The sequence below is a fragment of the Pseudomonas sp. 22515 genome (assembly GCF_052044625.1).
GTDB lineage: Bacteria > Pseudomonadota > Gammaproteobacteria > Pseudomonadales > Pseudomonadaceae > Aquipseudomonas > Aquipseudomonas alloputida.
This window is the reverse complement of the sequence record NZ_JBQENN010000006.1, coordinates 79,756-96,833: the sequence shown is the minus strand read 5'-3', so window position 1 is coordinate 96,833 and position 17,078 is coordinate 79,756. Positions and strand designations below refer to the sequence as shown.

Below are 17,078 nucleotides of genomic sequence, written 5' to 3'. Positions count from 1 at the left end.
CCCGGCAATGGTTGGAAACCGTGTGTGAAGTGGCTCCCGGCGACGACGTGCCGCTGGTGCCTGGGGCTGGTCATGGTCAGCCCCGCGCTGGTGCTGGCCGACGACTTGCCCCCACCGCCCACGGAGATGTCCGCCATCGCCGAGGCCACCCTTTACCTCGATCTGGTGGTGAACCAGATGCCCAGGGTTGAACTGATACCGGTGCAGCAGCGGGCCGGGCGGTTGTACCTGGACAGCGAACTATTGCGTGCAGCCGGCGTTTCGCTGCCGGGCAACCCCCAGGGGGAGGTGGCCCTGGACAGCATTGCGGGGCTGCATACCGATTACGACAGTCAGAACCAGCGCCTGCTGCTGCAGGTGCCGCCGGCCTGGTTGCCTGACCAGCAGGTGGGTGATCGCAACCTTTACCCGGCCAGTGATGCGCGCAGCAGTTTTGGTGCCTTGTTCAACTACGACCTGTATCTCAACGACACCGATGAAGGCGGCACCTACCTGGCTGCCTGGAACGAGCTGCGGCTGTTCGACAGCTGGGGTACCTTTTCCAGCACCGGGCAGTGGCGTCAGTCTTTCAATGGCGCACAGGCGGACGATACGCGCCGAGGTTTCATGCGTTACGACACCACCTGGCGCTTTACCGACGAGCAGCGCCTGCTGACCTACGAAGCCGGTGACTTCGTGACGGGTGCGTTGCCCTGGAGCAGTTCGGTGCGCGTGGGCGGGGTGCAGCTGTCACGCGACTTCGCGGTGCGTCCGGATCTTGTCACTTACCCGTTGCCTGCGTTCGCCGGTGAAGCGGCGGTGCCCACGTCGCTCGACCTGTTCATCAACGGTTTCAAGTCCAGTACCACCGAACTGCAGCCAGGCCCATACACCCTGACCAACGTGCCGTTCATCAACGGGGCCGGGGAGGCGGTGGTGGTCACCACGGATGCCCTTGGCCGGCAGGTGTCGACCACCTTGCCGTTCTATGTCACCAGCAGCCTGCTGCAGAAGGGCCTGTCGGACTACTCGGTAGCCGCCGGCAGCCTGCGCCGTGATTACGGTGTACGCGATTTCAGCTATGGGCCGGGTATCGTCTCGGGCAGCCTGCGCTATGGGCTCAGTGACATCTTCACCCTGGAAACCCACGCCGAAACGGCTGAGTCGCTGATGCTGGGTGGGCTGGGCGGCAACATGCGCGTGGGCAACTTCGGCGTGATCAACGCTGCCTTGGCGCAAAGCCGGTTCGATGGCGACAAGGGCCACCAGGTCGCCCTTGGCTACCAATACAACAGCCAGCGCATCGGCTTCGGTTACCAGCGCCTGCAACGCCACGGCGACTATGCCGACCTGAGCCGGGTGGACTCCCCGGACATGCAACTGAGCAAAAGCAGCGAACAGGTTACCCTCAGTGTCAACCTGAACGCGTACGGCAGCATTGGCGCTGGTTACTTCGACGTGCGCGCCGGTGACGGTACGCGTACCCGGTTGATCAACCTGAGCTACAGCAAGCCGCTGTGGGGCAGCAGCAGTGTGTACCTGTCGGCCAACCGTGAAGTGGGGGACAGCCAGTGGGCGGTGCAGGCGCAGCTGGTGATCCCGTTCGACCTGCACGGCACCCTGGCGCTGAGCATGGAACGCAGCAATGAAGGCGAGACCCTGCAACGGGTCAACTACAGCCGTGCGGTGCCAGCGGGTGTCGGCGTCGGTTACAACCTTGGGTATGCCGCAGGCAGCGACCGTGATGCCTATCGCCAGGCCGACGTTACCTGGCGCCTGCAATCGGTGCAATTGCAGGCCGGTGTGTATGGCAGCAGCGGCGAGATGACCCGCTGGGCCGACGCCAGTGGTTCTCTGGTGTGGATGGATGCCGGCGTGTTCGCCGCCAACCGTATCGATGATGCCTTCGTGGTGGTCAGTACCGCAGGTTACGCGGATGTGCCGGTGCGTTATGAAAACCAGGAAATCGGCCGTACCGATGCCAAGGGGCACTTGCTGGTGCCTTACAGCAGCGGTTACTACCGGGGTAAGTACGAGATCGATCCCATGAACCTACCACCGGATGTCCTCGCGCCGGACGTTGAGCAGCGTGTGGCGGTACGACGGGGCAGCGGTTACTTGCTGGAGTTCCCCCTCAAGCGCGTCATGGCGGCCAGTGTCGAATTGGTGGATGGCAACCAGCAGGTGCTCAAACTGGGTAGCCGTGTCACCCACGCAGAGAGTGGCACCCAGGCGGTGGTGGGGTGGGACGGGTTGGTGTACCTGGAGAACCTGTCGTTGCATAACCGCCTTCAGGTGGCGCTTGAAGGGGGTGGGCATTGCGAAGTGGCGTTCGACCTGCCTGACGCGCAAGGCTCGGTCCCTTTGATTGGTCCGTTGGTGTGCCGATGAATGCCTGGCGGCGGGGCCTGGTGGCGAGCGTGCTGCTGTTGCCGAGCAGTACGGCCTGGGCGCTTTGTTCGTCGGTGGCCACCTTGCCGGCAGCGTTTGGCAGCCTTAATTCTACGCAGGTTCGCAACACGGTACAGACGGCTTCCAGCCTCAACTCCGGGTTGCAGTGCACCGGTTCGCTGCTGACCTTGCTCAGCAGTGGTGATCATTTCTACGCCACGATCACGCCCGCCTCCGGTGGGCTGGTCGGCCCGACAGGCGATGTCATTCCCTACACGCTGTATGCCGATAACACCACCCGCTACCCGATTACCCGGGGTGTGGCCTACGACTTCGCCCGCAACGGCATCCTCGACTTGCTGGGGTTGCTCGGCGGTTCCACGCCCAAGGCGGTGCCGATCTACATGCGCACCCAGATTGGCAGCAATGTCGCGGCCGGGTTGTATCAAGAGGCCCTGACCGTGGCCTGGAGCTGGGATTATTGCTCGGGTATTGGCGCGTTGGGGATATGCCTTGGGCGTGACATCGGCTCGGGTAGCCAGGTCTTGAACGTGAGCCTGACGGTGACCAACGATTGCCAGATCACCACCCCCGACATCAGCTTCGCCAGTGCGCCGGTGGTGGCGGGGTTCGGCACGGTGAGCCAGGGCATAAACGTGTCATGCACCAAGGGCAGCAGCTACACGGTAGGGCTGGGTGACGGGCAGAACGTGTCCGGTGGGCGGCGGCGGATGAAGTCTTCGGCCAACAACTACCTGGCCTATGACATTTTCAAAAGTGCCGGCACCGTGCGCTGGGGGGCGTCAGGGGCTGCCAGGCGTTCCAGTACGGATGCCGACATCAACCCCGGCGCAGGTACCGGCACGGGTAGCCAGGTGTTTAACTACAACGCCAAGGTCTATACCGATCAGGCGACACCGCCGGCTGCGACCTATACCGACAGTGTGATACTGGATGTGCAGTTCTGAACGGCGGTCAATACCCCCGAAGGAGCCGCCGCCTATCGCGACGGGCTGCTCCTGCAGGGGCTGCGCAAGGCGAGGTTCAGCGCAAATCGCCAACCATGCTGGCCAAGGTCTCCAGCACCGCCCCGGCCAGTGCCTTCGAGCGCGCCCCCGACCACCCGGTGACTGCATCGGGCGCGTCGTCATGGTCCTTGAACGGCATCTCCAGCGTCAGTGACAGGCAGTCATGGGCCATGCCCACCGCATTGCAGGCCAGCGTCGTGTTCGCCTGTCCGGGTTCGTCACGGGTATAGCCATGCACCGTCTGGAAGTCGCGGGTCAGGCTGCACAAGGTGCTACGGAACTGCTCTTCGAGTTTGGCCAGCCGAGGGGTGTAACCCGGGTTGCCCTCGCATGCAGCCGTGAACACGTGGGGGATTTCTTCGTCACCGTGCACGTCGATGAAGGCATCTACACCGTACTGCTTCATCTGCGCCTGTGCAAAGAACACTTCCGGGCTGAATTCGACGCTGGCGTCCTGCCAGGCGCGGTTGAGGTCCTTGCCCTTGAAGTTGGTGCGCAGGTGGCCGAGGAAGGCGCCGTCGGGGTTCATGTTGGGGATCAGATAAAGGTCGGCCTTGGCCAGCAATTGCTGGACCACCGCGTCGTTGGCCTGCAGGCGGTCGATCACGCCTTCCATGAACCATTCGGCCATGTGTTCGCCCGGGTGCTGCTGGGCAATCAACCACAGCTTGCGCTTGCCTTCGGCACCGTCGCCTGCCCGCAGCAGGGGGATATCGCGGCCCTGGATACTGCGGCCGCTGGCCAGCAACTCGACCCCCGGGAGTTGGCGGGCGCGTTCGATCAGTTGGTTGTGGCGGGCACGCGGGTAGGGCTCGAAATAGGCGAACCAGATCTGGTCCTGTTCAGCCTTGACCTCGAACGATAGCGCCGTACCGTCGAACTGGCTGGGCACGCGGAACCAGCGCTGCTGGTCGTAGCTGGCCACAGCGTTGTAGCCGCTCCACGCGTTCTTGTACGAGGAGCCAGAAGCGTTGTCCAGGCTGAAGCGATGGACCTGCCCCGGTGTGAGCCCGCTGACCTTGAAGTGGAACCACTGGTAGTGGCCGCTGTGGGTGTCCGGGCGAATGGCCAGGTGTACCTGGGCCGGGTTGCTGGCATCCAGTACCTGTATGTTGCCGGAGTCGAAATCGCAGTCGATCTGCAGGGGGGACAGCGTCACGGTCATGTGCCGGGCTCCTTTGCGGGCATTGTTGTAGGGGTACTGTATACGGCTTGGCGGGGATGCTGTGCAAGAACAGGCAGGGCGAGCCGTCAGCGGACAGCCCGTATGCGGCGGGCCAGTGCCGGCAAATGCGTGGACTTCAGGTTATCTGAAGAACTGACTGGGCGTGGTACCGAACTGGCGTTTGAACATGCTGGCGAAGGCACTTGGGCTGTCATAGCCCAAGGCCCCCGCCACATCGATGATTCGCTCGCCCAGGGCAATTCGCTCCAGTGCCTGCATCAGCCGCGCCTGCTGGCGCCACTGGCCAAAGGTCATGCCGGTTTCCTTGCGGAACAACCGCTGGATGGTCTTTTCGTCCACCCCCAGTCGCACGCCCCAGTCGGCAACGGTGGCGTTATCGTCGGGCCGTTCATGCAATGCCGTGCAGATCACCCGCAGGCGCTGGTCTCTGGGTTGCGACAGCTTCAGCGGCAAGGTCGGCAGTACGCAGATTTCGTCGAGGATCAGGCGCATGACCCGGGCTTCGCGCGAGTCCTCGGCAAACGGTGCGGTGAACCCCACCGAGGCCTTGATCAGTTCGCTGAGCAAGGGCGAGATGCTGATGGCCTTGCTCTGCAGGGGCAGGCCGGTTGCCGCGTCGATGCGCACGAACACACTGCGCATCTTCACGTCGCCGACACAGCGAATGGCGTGCACCTGGCCGCAAGGCATCCACACACCGCGGCTGGGTGGCACCGTCCAGCATTCGTTCCCGGACTCGACGATCATCAGGCCTTTGATGGCATAGATCAGTTGATGCTTGGTATGGCTATGGGGCTCGATGAACCAGTCGCTTGGGTAGTCTGTCGCACGGCTACCCACTTCCCAGGTCCACTCATCGACCTCCACCAGCAATTCACGCTGCGGCTTTACCATCGTGACCTCGTATCGAAGCAGCCTGGCAGCGCCACTTTAGCAGCAACGGCCAGGGCGGGCCCGCGAGCGGGTGGCCGGTAGCAAGGCGGTGGCCAACCCGAGCAGCGGCAGGAACGCGATGGCTTGGTACACCCATTCGATGCCATGCCGGTCGGCCAGTGTGCCCAGGCCGGCTGCACCCACGCCGCTGATGCCGAACATCAGCCCGAACATCACCCCCGAAACCATGCCGACCCGGCCTGGCACCGCCTCCTGGGCATACACCACCAGGGCAGCGAATGCCGAGGACATCACCAGGCCGATGGCTACCGCCAGTACGGCTGTCCAGGCGAGGTTGGCATGGGGCAGGGCCAGGGCGAAGGGCGCCACGCCGAGGAACGAGACCCAGATCACGGCCTTGCGCCCGATGCGATCACCCACCGGGCCACCGGCAAAGGTGCCCAGCGCAACGGCTGCGAGGAACACGAACAGGTACAGCTGGCTGTGCTGCACACTCAGGCCGAAATGCTCGATCAGGTAGAAGGTGAAGAAGTTGGTGAACGAAGCGATGTAGACGAACTTGGCGAACATCAGCACGGCGATCACCACCACAGCGCGCCACATGGCACCCCGCGACAGGCCGGGGGCCTGTTGGCCCGCGAAGCGCTTGAGCCGGGCCTGGCCGTGGCGCACGCTCCAGCCCGTCACCCGCAGCAGCACCAGAACGGCCAGCGCAGCGGCCAGCATGAACCAGGCAATGGCCGGTTGGCCGTGCGGAATGATGATGGCGGCGGTGAGCAGTGGGCCGAGGGCCGAGCCGGTATTACCGCCGACCTGGAAGGTTGATTGCGCGGTCCCGAAGCGCCCGCCGGAAGCCATCCTGGCGACCCGCGAGGCCTCTGGGTGAAAGGTGGCCGAACCCACGCCGACCACGGCGGCGGCCACCAGCAGCATTTCATAGCTGCCGGCAAAGGCGAGCAGGGCGATGCCCACCAGCGTCACCACCATGCCGGCAGGCAGCAGGTAGGGTTGTGGGTGCTTGTCGGTGAACATGCCGACCCAAGGTTGCAGCAGGGAAGCGGTCACCTGATACACCAAGGCGATCCAGCCGATCTGGGCAAAGCTCAGCGCGAAATCGCTTTTCAGCATAGGGTAGATCGACGGCAGTACGGCTTGAATCAGGTCGTTGAGCAGGTGGGCGAATGCAGCAGCACCGACGATGCGCACGACAAAGCCCTGAGGCTGGTCGGCAGGCGTGGCGGCGGCTACGGAGGCGGCGGAAGTTGTCATGGGCAATGTTCTTCTATGGCAAGGGAGCAAGGCGTTGCCGCAGCAGGTTATCCAGTGCCGAGGTTGCCTGTCTCACGCCGAACAGGCAGCCAATGTCGCGTTTCGGGCATCCGTGCCCACAGCCTGACAGGAGAACGGAGGCGCTCCTGCAGATGATTGCCTTCAGGCCATATCGGCTGCGGTCTTGCCGGCGACCTTGTGGCGCCCGCCCAGCCATACCAGCAACAGCCCCGCAGCTGCCAGCACACCTCCGGCCATCGGCACGGCGGCGTAGCCCAGGTTCAGGCTGATAACCGCACCACCCAGCGCCGCGCCCACGGCGTTACCCAGGTTGAACGCACCCACGTTGATCGACGACGCCAGGCCTGGTGCCTCGATGGCGGCAGTCATTACACGCATTTGCAGCGGTGGTACCACGGCGAAGGTGAACATGCCCCAGACCAGCAGGGCGATGGCTGCGCCAAGGTGGCTACCCAGTACCAGGGGCATCGCCAGCATGATCAGCGCCAGCACGGCGAGGAAGATTTTCGCCGCGCCATCCAGTGACCAGTCGGCCAGGCGGCCACCCAGGCTGTTGCCAAGGGTGAAGCCAACCCCGATCAGTACCAGTCCCAAGGTTACGAAGCCGTCCGAGGCACCGGTCAGTTCGGCCAGCACCGGCGCCACGTAGGTGTACAAGGTGAACATGGCACCGGCACCGAGCACGGTGGTGGCCATTGCCAGCAGCACGCTGGGGCGGGCAATGACCGCCAGTTCCTGGCGCACATGCGGCACGCTGCCGCGTTCACCCTTGGGCAGGGCGTACCACAGCGCGGCCATGGCCAGCAGGCCAAGTACGGCGGTACCGGCAAATGCCATGCGCCAGCCGATCTGCTGGCCAATCCAGGTGGCGGCCGGCACGCCGCCGATGTTGGCGATGGTCAGGCCCATGAACATGGTGGCCACGGCGCTGGCCTGTTTCTCCTTGGGCACCACGCTGGCTGCCACCACGGCTCCCAGGCCGAAGAACGCACCATGGTTGAGGCTGGTGACCAGTCGCGAAGCGAGCAGGGTGTAGTAGTCCGGCGACAGTGACGACAGCAGGTTACCAAGGGTGAAGATGGCCATCAGCGCCATCAGCGCAGCGCGCTTCCCAAAGCGGCTGAACAGCAAGGTCATGATCGGCGCGCCGACCATCACGCCAATGGCATAGGCGGTGATCAGCATACCGGCGCTGGGGATGCTCACCTCCACGCCCTGGGCGATGACTGGCAGTAGCCCCATCGGGGTGAACTCGGTAGTGCCGATGCCAAAGGCGCCAATGGCCAACGCGAAGAGCACGCGGCCGGGTCTCATTGTTTGAGCAGTCATCAGTGTCAGTCCCAGGTTGGCGCCAGGCCGTCAGGGCTGACCTCGCGGCCATTGCGCTCCAGCTTAGCGATGCGTGCCATGTCGTCGCTGTCCAGCGTCAGGCCACGGGCAAGCAGGTTGCTGGCCAGGTTTTCACGCTTGGTCGACGACGGGATCACGGCATAGCCCAATTGCAAGGCCCAGGCCAGGGCAACCTGGGCGACGGTAGCCTTGTGCTTGGCGGCGATCTGGGCCAGCACCGGGTCTTTCAGCACTTTGCCGTAGGCCAGGGTCATGTACGAGGTCACGGTGATCCCTTGTTCCTTGAGGAACGCGGTCAGCGTGCTGTTCTGCAGGTAGGGGCTGAGCTCGATCTGGTTGGTGGCGATTTCCCCTTTGCCGACCACGGCAATGGCTTGCCTGGTCAGCTCGATGTTGAAGTTGGAAACGCCGATCTGGCGAGCCAGGCCTTGCTGCTTGGCGTCGGCCAGGGCCTTCATGTACTCGGGCAGTTCTACGCCATTGCCCGGCGCTGGCCAGTGGATCAGCAGCAGGTCGACGTAGTCGGTGCGCAGCTTCTGCAAGCTGTCACGCAGGCTGGGGATCAGCTTGTCGGCGGCGTAGTTGTCGACCCAGATCTTGGTGGTGATGAACAGCTCGCTGCGCGGCACGCCGCTTTCGGCGATGGCCTGGCCCACTTCGGCTTCGTTCTTGTAGATCTGGGCGGTATCGATGACGCGGTAGCCGACTGCCAGGGCAGACTTGACCGAGTCGATGACGGTTTGGCCGGAGAGGCGGAAGGTGCCGAGGCCGAAGGAAGGAACGCTCATGGGGTTGCTCCTGAATAGGGGGAGGATCATGTGATGGCCAGTGTGCAGGTTTGAACGGCAGCGAATAAGCCGCCATGGCGCCAAAGTCCTTTGACCTGTAGTCACAAATACATTTTCAAGCTGTGCACTCACTACATAAATAGGGCCCGAGGGGACTGGAACCTTGTTCAGCTAGCGCTTTTTTATCAAGCGTTGAGGCTGCCCATGACCCCTTCAGTAATACCTGCCGACTCCATCGATGCGCTGATTGCCCGTCAGCTGCCAGGCTGGCTCAAGCGCGCATCTGCCCAAGAGCTGACAGGCCTGCGCGCCGCTGCTTTGCGCCAACAGCGGGCGCAGGACCACGTCGACGCCTGGTTAGGGGCTATAACCCCTTTGGATGAGTTCGCCGAGTCGTTGCTCAAACGTGCACCCGAGGCCCATTCGATCAGGCAGGTAGACCTGCGCCAGGCTCAGCTCAGGCTGGTGACCCTGCAGCCAAAACCGTCGATATCACCTGCTTTACCAAGCACGTCAACACGCATCGTCAGCACCCAGACGCTTCTCTCGGCGGCACTGCATAACTTCCACGAAAAGGAAATGCAGCCTGGCTGGTTCGCGGCCGGGTCGCAGTTGGTCACTGCCAGCGGGCACCTGCTGCCGCTAAGTGCGCAAGCTTTTGTCCGCCTTTGCAGAGACATCGATATTGGCAGGCGTTATCAAAGCCATTTGCAATCGAAGCTGGAAGGCGAGGGGGTGGCCGTCGAGAGTGCCCTGGAGGAGGCGATGAGCGCCAACCTGGCGCTTGCTGCAATCGCCGCAAGAATCAAAGGTGAAATCGATGAGCAGACCTGTCAGTGGATCAACCAGGTGGTGGGCACAGGGTCTTTCCTGCCAGCCGACAACACCGTATTGAAGTGTCACACCCTGCGGCTGTTGGGCAAGGAGGTCATTGGCGCACTGGTGATCGAAGTGCGTCAGAACGCCCGCCTGCTTGGTGTTATCGCGTGGTTCCCTGAGGACCCGTATGCTCCGGTGAGTTGGCACACCAGCTGGGAGCTGCTGTACATGACCCTTGGCATACGTTTGCGTAATGAAGCGTATCGGCGCTACTTCCAGCGCTTCGTCGCAGAGCGTGATCGCGTCGCCTTCTGCGCGGCGCTGAACGCGCTGCTCAGCCACGGTAATACCGTTCTCCCGCTTGAGCTGGATGGCCGCTGTTTTGCGATCGAGGGCGACGTGTTTGTCGCGCTGCGCCAAGCCCGGATCGACAAAATGCTGGATGACGCACGGGTATTGGCGGTATCGACAGAGGATGAGGATGTCGCCGACCGTCGCGCACGTTTGCAGGGCTATCTGGATTTGGGGTTGAGCGTAGCAGGCCTGGCAGCGCTGTTTGTGCCTGTGTTGGGGCAGGCCCTGCTGGGGCTTACGGTGGTGCAGCTGGCAGGTGAGGTGTACGAAAGCTACCAGGATTGGCAGTTGGGTGATCGCGACGCCGCATTGGGCCACTTGTTCAACGTGGCCGACACGGTTGTGATGACGGCGGTGACGACGGCCGGGGCGACGGCACTTGGCAAGCTGGCCCAGCGAGTGGCGCAGGTGGATGCCTTGGTGCCGGTAAGCCTGGGCGATGGCCAGTTGCGGCTGTGTGACCCGTCCTTGTCGGGCTATCAGCGTGAGGGCGTCGATCTGATGGTAGGACAGGCCGTGAATGAAACTGGCCGTTCGCTGAGGCGCCTGCACGATGCTGTCTATGAGGTGAGTGAAGGGGACGATGGCGCATGGCGTATTCATCATCCATCAAGGCCACAGGCCTACGTACCGGCACTTGAGCACAATGGTGCCGGGGGATGGGTGCATGAGTTCGAACAACCGCAGCGCTGGCATGACGCCGCCTACATGGTGCGCCGCCTTGCCAGTCGTACGGCGCAGGTGCCCGATGAGGCGGTGTCTGTGGCGTTGCAGGCCACGGGTTTCGAGGCTGACAGCCTGCGCCGTTTGTTACTGGAAAATGCGCCCCCGCCGGCACGCCTGCTCGATGCCATCGAGCGCCAGCAATTGCACCGTGATTTCCCGGCGTTGCGAGGTGAGGCTTTCGAGGAGGTCTTCAACGAGCGACAGATCAGCCCGCAAGCAGCAGACCGGGTCTTGATGCGGGACTTCCCAGGCCTTTCCCACCGCTGCGCACGGGAAATCGTCGAGGGGGCCAGCAGTGTCGAGATGGAGAGCCTGACGGGCGCAGGCCGGGTGCCCTTGGCCTTGGCGGAACGTGCACGCTGGGCAATACGCGACAGTCGGCTAGACCGTGCCTGCGCAGGGTTGCGCCAGGCCGCGGCAGAAAATGACGATACCGGTAAGCTCGCGCTGGGCCTGCTCGATGCCATCGCCCCCTGGTCGGCTGGGGTCAACGTTGAGCTGCCTGCCGCGGGCAGGGGTGGGTTGCTGCAGACGTTGAGACGGCAACTGGACAGCCGCCAGCGACAGTTGCTCGGTATTAGCCAGATGACGGATGACGCACTGGGTGAGCGGCTTGCGCGTGAGGCGCTCGCTGACCGTGAAGCGGCGGCCCGAATGATTGGGCTGGCCCGTGTGGGGCAGGGGATTCGCCCTCCTGTGCGGTTGTTCGATGGGCGTTTGGGCTACCCGCTCAGTGGCCACCTGACAGGCACCCGCCAGGCACTGCGGCGCACGTTGAACCACGTGTTCCCGGTGATGAGCAGTGAGCAGCTGGAGGGCTACCTGCAAAACCTGGCACAGCGGGGGGTGGACCCGTGGGACCATGTCAGCCAACTGTTACAGGCCAAGGTCAGCCTCAAGCAGGCATTGCAAGCCTGGCGAAATGACGCAGGGCTGAACATTGTTCGCCGCCTGCGTCGTATCAAGGTTGCCAGGCGCATTACGGCAAGCTGGCAGCGCTTTACCCCTGGAGAGGTGGCGGGTGACTACCACCTGACCCTCGTGGGTGAGCGGGTGGGTGACCTGCCGGCTTTGCCTGAAAATGTGAGTTTTGACCACATCACGCACCTGACCCTGCGCGATATGCAGGTGACGAGCCTTGATGCAGGCTTTCTTGGTCGCTTCAGCAAGGTGCGCAACCTGGACTTGCGGAACAACCGGCTGACACGCCTTCCTGCAGGTATCGAGCAACTGACCGAATTGAAAAACCTGCGCCTTGGCGGCAACCAGATCGTGCTTTCCAGTGAGGATAACCTGCGTTTGAGCCAGCTTGTGGAACTGCGCCGCCTGGAGCTCAACGGCAACCCGGTCGGTTTGCTGCCACCCTTGGCGTCTTTCCCCCTGCTGCGCCGGCTGTCCTTGCGCAACACCGGGCTGGGCGAACTGCCCGCTGATCTGGCCAGGCACGGTAATCTGGAGTTGCTGGACATGCGTGACAACCAGATCCAGACGCTGCCTGAAGCGTTGTCTTTAGTGCCGCTTCGCCTGTGGCGGGGCCTGGAGCTGCACGACAATCCACTCTCGGACGAAACCCTGCAGCGCTTGCAGTTGGCCTGGGCGTCGGCCGGGGCCGCTGAGCGTCGACGTGTAGCTCATGCCACTGCGATCCCGAATGCTGCAGCCCCTTGGTTGTCAGGATTCACGCCGGCCCAGCGCGAGGTGCGATTGGCGAGCTGGAACCGCTTGAACCAGGAAGCCGGGGCGCAGGATCTGTTCCGCTTTTTCTCTGATTTACGCGACCTGCGTGAATACGACGCACAACCGCGCGACCTTCAGGCGCGGGTGTGGCATATCCTCGAAGCCTGCGAACAGCACGCTGAAGTACGCGCGAGCCTGTTCGAGCAAGTTGCCCGGCCGCGCAGTTGCAGCGACGAGTTGCTGCTGACGCTCAGCGAGCTGGAGGTTGGCGCGCTGGTCGCCAAGGCCGGAACAGCCGGTACCGGGTTGCAGAAAGAGCGGGCGCTGGTCAGGCTGGGGCGTTCGTTGTTCCGCCTGGACAAAGTCAACGCAATTGCCGCGCGGCATATTGCGGATTACTTTTCGAACGATCCCGTAGAGGTTTACCTGACCTATCGCGTCAGGCTGGCGGATAGCCTCGACCTTCCCGTGCAGCCCAGCCATCTTTCGTATGAGAGTTTCAGCGGGGTTGGCCGCGAAGACCTGGACGCCGCGCGCAGCGAGGTGCTGCGGCAGGAAACGCCACAAGCGTTGGCGCAGGCGCTGGCAGATCGATCCTTCTGGCAGGACTACCTGCACGAGCAGCAGGCGGCGCGCTTCAGCCGCCTGGACGAGCCTTTTCAGCAGCGCCTGGATGTGTTGCTGGAACAATCGAAAACGCTGAGCGATGGCGACTATTTTGCCCAGGTCGAGCATATCTGCGCAGCGCGTGAGGTCGCGAAACGGCAGCTTTTGCTTGAATTGAGCCGAGAGGCAATTCAACGCCACGGCCTATGAACGAAACAGCCCGCCGAGAGGCGGGCTGTTCGCTGGGGCGGGACGATCAGCGGCGGCGGAACAGCGGCAGCGGTTCGTCGGTGGCGGCCTGGTAGGTCACCGAGAAGTCCTTCAGGCTTTGCAGCGCATCTTCCGGGTCCTTGTCGGCACGGATGGCGAAGGCGTCGAAGCCGCAGCGGGCCATGAAGAACAGCTGGTCGCGCAGCACATCGCCGATGGCGCGCAGTTCGCCTTTGAACTTGTAGCGGTCACGCAGCAGGCGCGCATTGGAGTAGCTGCGGCCGTCGGTGAATGCCGGGAAGTTCAGGGCGATGACCTGGAAGTGGTGCACGTCTTCACCGATTTCCTCTGCTTCCTGGTCGCTGTCCAGCCATACACCCAGGCCGCCATCGCGAGCCTTGAGCACATGGGCATGGTCGCGCCACATTTGCAGCGGCACGATGTAGTCGTCGCAGTTGGTCAGCTCGTCGAACGAGGTTTCCTTGGGCAGCAGGTGCCAGGTTTCGTCGACGATCTGGTTGTTCTTAATGATTCGCTGCATAGACGCGTTCCTTGAAGGGGTCGATGCCGATACGCTGGTAGGTGTCGATGAAACGCTCTTCCTCGGTACGTTGCTCGACGTACACGGCGATCAGCTTCTCGATCACATCGGCCATGTCATCCTGCGCGAAGGACGGGCCAAGGATCTTGCCCAGGCTTGCGCCGCGTGCGGCGTTGCCGCCCAGCGACACCTGGTAGAACTCCTCACCCTTCTTGTCCACGCCGAGGATGCCGATGTGGCCCACGTGGTGGTGGCCGCAGGCGTTCATGCAGCCGGAGATGTTCAGGTCGATTTCGCCGATGTCGAACAGGTAGTCCAGGTCGTCGAAGCGGCGCTGGATGGACTCGGCAATCGGGATCGACTTGGCGTTGGCCAGCGAGCAGTAGTCGCCACCCGGGCAGCAGATGATGTCGGTCAGCAGGCCGATGTTCGGGGTAGCGAAGCCGCCTTCGCGCAGTTCAAGCCACAGCGCGTGCAGCTGGCGCTGCTCGACGTCGGCGAGGATGATGTTCTGCTCGTGCGAGGTGCGCAGGAAGCCGAAGCTGTAGCGTTCTGCCAGGTCGGCCACGGCGTCCAGCTGCTTGTCGGTCACGTCGCCAGGGGCAACACCGGTAGGCTTGAGTGACAGGGTAACAGCCACGTAGCCCGGGCGTTTGTGGGCGCGGGTGTTGCGCGAGCGCCAGCGGGCGAAACCTGGATGCTCGGCATCCAGGGCGGTGTAGTCGACGTTGTCGAGTGCGAGGTACTCGGGGTCGACGAAGTGGCGCGATACGCGTTGCACTTCGGCTTCGGTCAGGGTGGTGGTGCCGCCACGCAGGTGGACCATTTCGGCCTCGACCTTTTCGGCGAACACTTCCGGGGTAAGGGCCTTGACCAGAATCTTGATCCGCGCCTTGTACTTGTTGTCACGGCGACCGTAACGGTTGTACACGCGCAGGATGGCATCGAGGTAGCTGATCAGGTCCTGCCACGGCAGGAACTCGTTGATGAACGAGCCCACCACCGGGGTACGGCCCAGGCCGCCACCGACCAGCACACGGAAGCCCAGTTCGCCGGCCGCGTTGCGCACGGGCTCAAGGCCAATGTCGTGCACTTCGATGGCGGCGCGGTCTTCCTGCGAACCGTTGATGGCGATCTTGAACTTGCGTGGCAGGTAGGCGAATTCCGGGTGGAAGGTGGTCCACTGACGGACGATTTCACACCATGGGCGCGGGTCGACGATCTCGTCTGCGGCCACACCGGCGAACTGGTCGGTGGTGGTGTTGCGCAGGCAGTTGCCGCTGGTCTGGATCGCGTGCATCTGCACGGTGGCCAGCTCGGCGAGGATGTCGGGGATGTCTTCCAGCGCCGGCCAGTTGAACTGCACGTTCTGGCGGGTGGAAATGTGGGCATAGCCCTTGTCATAGTCGCGAGCGATCTTGGCCAGGGTGCGGACCTGGTTGGCGTTCAGCTGGCCGTACGGCACCGCGACACGCAGCATCGGCGCGAAACGTTGGATGTATAGGCCGTTCTGCAGGCGCAGAGGGCGGAATTCTTCTTCGCTCAGCTCACCGGCCAGGTAGCGGCGGGTCTGATCACGGAACTGCTTGACGCGGTCCTCGATGATCCGCTGATCGTACTCGTCGTATACGTACATAAAAGTCCTGTCTCAGGCATGCAGCTATTCGCGCGCACGGCCGCGCACTCCGGTACGGAGCCGGGGAACGATAGCAGGTTGCGGTTATGCGCTAAAGTGATGTTTTTGCATATGAAAAGAACCAAATGGACTATGTGAGATTGACTGCCATTTGTGCGCGGAGCATCGCCAGGCGTTTATAATCCGGCGTTTGCTTCGCAGAGATGTGACCCCATGCTCAAGGCCCTGTGCCAAAGCTTGTGCCTTGCCTTGCCACTGGTGGCAAATGCGCAACCGGCTTCGGTGGTGTTCCTCAACCCGGGGCTGTCCACCGAGACATTCTGGACCAGCTATACCCGCTTCATGCAGGCCGCTGCGGACGAGCTGGGCATGACCCTGCAGGTGCAATACAGCGAGCGCAGAGCCGACCTGGCACTGACCCAGGCCCGGGCGATCCTGAGCGCGCCGCAGCGGCCGGATTACCTGGTGCTGGTCAACGAGCAGTATGTGGCACCGGAAATCCTGCGGCTGTCGCGTGGCACCGGGGTGAAGCTGCTGCTCGTCAACAATGGCCTGACCGCCAGCCAGCGCCTCAGCATCGAGGCCCAGCCCGACAAGTATGCCGAGCCACTGGGTACCTTGATGAGCAACGACGAGCAGGCAGGCTTCCAGATGTTGCACCTGATGCTCGCGCAGCTGCCTCGCGACGCAGGGCCGGTGGATCTGGTGGCTTTTGCCGGGGTCAAGACCACCCCCGCCTCGCAGTTGCGCGTTGAGGGCATGCGCCGCGCCTTGGCCGATTTCCCTCAGGTGCGCTTGCGGCAAGTGGTATACGGCGGCTGGAACCGCCAGCGCGCCTACGAGCAAGCGAAGCAGTTGCTTGAGCGTTACCCGGCCACCCGGCTGGTGTGGTCGGCCAATGACCAGATGGCTTTTGGTGCCATGCAGGCGTTCGAGGAGGCCGGGTACATGGCGGGTCGTGACGTGCTGTTCGCTGCCGTCAACAGCTCGCCCGAAGCGTTGCGAGCACGTATCGATGGGCGCTTGAGCGTGCTGATGGGTGGGCATTTCACCCTTGGCGGTTGGGCCATGGTGATGCTGCACGATGACGCCCACGGGCTGGCGTTGAACCGCGACGGCCTGCGCGAGCGCCGTGTTCCGGTATTGCAGGAAATCGATCAGGCCAAGGCCAGGCGTTGGCTGAAGCTGTTGGAAAGGGATGACTACGGCGTCGATTTTCGGCGTTACAGTGCTGAAGGGCGCCCGCCCGGTTACCGTTACCCGTTTCTGGCGTCACCGGTCGAATATTGAATGACCCTGCTTGAGGGAAGGGCATTGCTCGTCTTAACTGCTGGTGGTGAAGTGCATTCCCATAACCACTACAAGAGGCAATGCAATGGGAAACTCAACCAAGGTCCGCAAAGCTGACAGCAGCGTCGATGCCTGGGCGATCCTCTGCCTTATCGTTCTGGTGGTGGTCACTGCCGTGTATTGGGTCAGCCACCAGTGACTTGAAACTCAAGACCGTGATGTAGCAGGGCGCCTGTGGGAGGGAATCTCGCAGGCGCTTTAGTATTGCCTGTGCCCGTCTCTTTGCGGTGAACATCTGCCTTGAGAATGGCGC

The 17,078-nt window shown here is 63.0% G+C and carries 11 protein-coding genes; 4 read left to right on the top strand and 7 right to left on the bottom strand.

Annotated features, from left to right (window positions below; translation table 11 throughout):
* The first annotated feature begins 72 nt into the window (after window positions 1–72).
* On the top strand, window positions 73–2,370 hold the full coding sequence (locus ACTJJN_RS08105; protein ID WP_440781200.1) for a fimbria/pilus outer membrane usher protein: 2,298 nt from the start codon (window positions 73–75) through the stop codon (window positions 2,368–2,370).
* On the top strand, window positions 2,367–3,338 hold the full coding sequence (locus ACTJJN_RS08100) for a Csu type fimbrial protein (RefSeq protein ID WP_221100236.1): 972 nt from the start codon (window positions 2,367–2,369) through the stop codon (window positions 3,336–3,338). The genes ACTJJN_RS08105 and ACTJJN_RS08100 overlap by 4 nt, the downstream gene beginning before the upstream one ends.
* A 76-nt stretch (window positions 3,339–3,414) precedes the next feature.
* Here the strand turns inward: ACTJJN_RS08100 and ACTJJN_RS08095 are convergent, their stop codons facing one another.
* The 5 genes from ACTJJN_RS08095 to dkgB form a co-directional block, all read right to left on the bottom strand.
* Complete coding sequence (locus ACTJJN_RS08095) at window positions 3,415–4,563, bottom strand: M14 family metallopeptidase (RefSeq protein WP_221100235.1); 1,149 nt, start codon at window positions 4,561–4,563, stop codon at window positions 3,415–3,417.
* Window positions 4,564–4,704: 141 nt separating this feature from the next.
* Complete coding sequence (locus tag ACTJJN_RS08090; protein WP_012052954.1) at window positions 4,705–5,478, bottom strand: AraC family transcriptional regulator; 774 nt, start codon at window positions 5,476–5,478, stop codon at window positions 4,705–4,707.
* 36 nt (window positions 5,479–5,514) lie between these two features.
* Window positions 5,515–6,747: an MFS transporter gene (locus ACTJJN_RS08085; RefSeq protein WP_012052953.1), complete on the bottom strand. Its 1,233-nt coding sequence runs from the start codon at window positions 6,745–6,747 to the stop codon at window positions 5,515–5,517.
* 162 nt (window positions 6,748–6,909) lie between these two features.
* Window positions 6,910–8,082 carry an MFS transporter gene (locus ACTJJN_RS08080; RefSeq protein WP_041168482.1) on the bottom strand — a complete coding sequence of 391 codons (1,173 nt, stop codon included), beginning with the start codon at window positions 8,080–8,082 and terminating at the stop codon, window positions 6,910–6,912.
* 20 nt (window positions 8,083–8,102) lie between these two features.
* A complete protein-coding gene (gene dkgB, locus ACTJJN_RS08075; RefSeq protein WP_440781189.1) occupies window positions 8,103–8,906 on the bottom strand; it encodes a 2,5-didehydrogluconate reductase DkgB in 804 nt (267 codons plus the stop codon).
* A 204-nt stretch (window positions 8,907–9,110) separates the two neighbouring features.
* On the opposite strand from dkgB, the gene ACTJJN_RS08070 reads away from it, so the two are divergent.
* On the top strand, window positions 9,111–13,298 hold the full coding sequence (locus tag ACTJJN_RS08070) for an NEL-type E3 ubiquitin ligase domain-containing protein (protein ID WP_440781188.1): 4,188 nt from the start codon (window positions 9,111–9,113) through the stop codon (window positions 13,296–13,298).
* A gap of 46 nt (window positions 13,299–13,344) precedes the next feature.
* On the opposite strand, the gene ACTJJN_RS08065 is transcribed toward ACTJJN_RS08070, so the two are convergent.
* Together ACTJJN_RS08065 and ACTJJN_RS08060 are read right to left on the bottom strand one after the other, a co-directional pair.
* Entirely contained in the window at window positions 13,345–13,839 is a 495-nt protein-coding gene (locus ACTJJN_RS08065) for a DUF934 domain-containing protein (RefSeq protein ID WP_003250391.1), read from the bottom strand.
* Window positions 13,823–15,475, bottom strand: a complete 1,653-nt coding sequence (locus ACTJJN_RS08060) for a nitrite/sulfite reductase (protein ID WP_012052949.1) — start codon at window positions 15,473–15,475, stop codon at window positions 13,823–13,825. The genes ACTJJN_RS08065 and ACTJJN_RS08060 overlap by 17 nt, the downstream gene beginning before the upstream one ends.
* Window positions 15,476–15,688: 213 nt before the next feature.
* Here ACTJJN_RS08060 and ACTJJN_RS08055 point away from each other — a divergent pair, with 213 nt between their 5' ends.
* Complete coding sequence (locus ACTJJN_RS08055; protein ID WP_440781187.1) at window positions 15,689–16,765, top strand: ABC transporter substrate-binding protein; 1,077 nt, start codon at window positions 15,689–15,691, stop codon at window positions 16,763–16,765.
* Window positions 16,766–17,078: the final 313 nt, after the last annotated feature.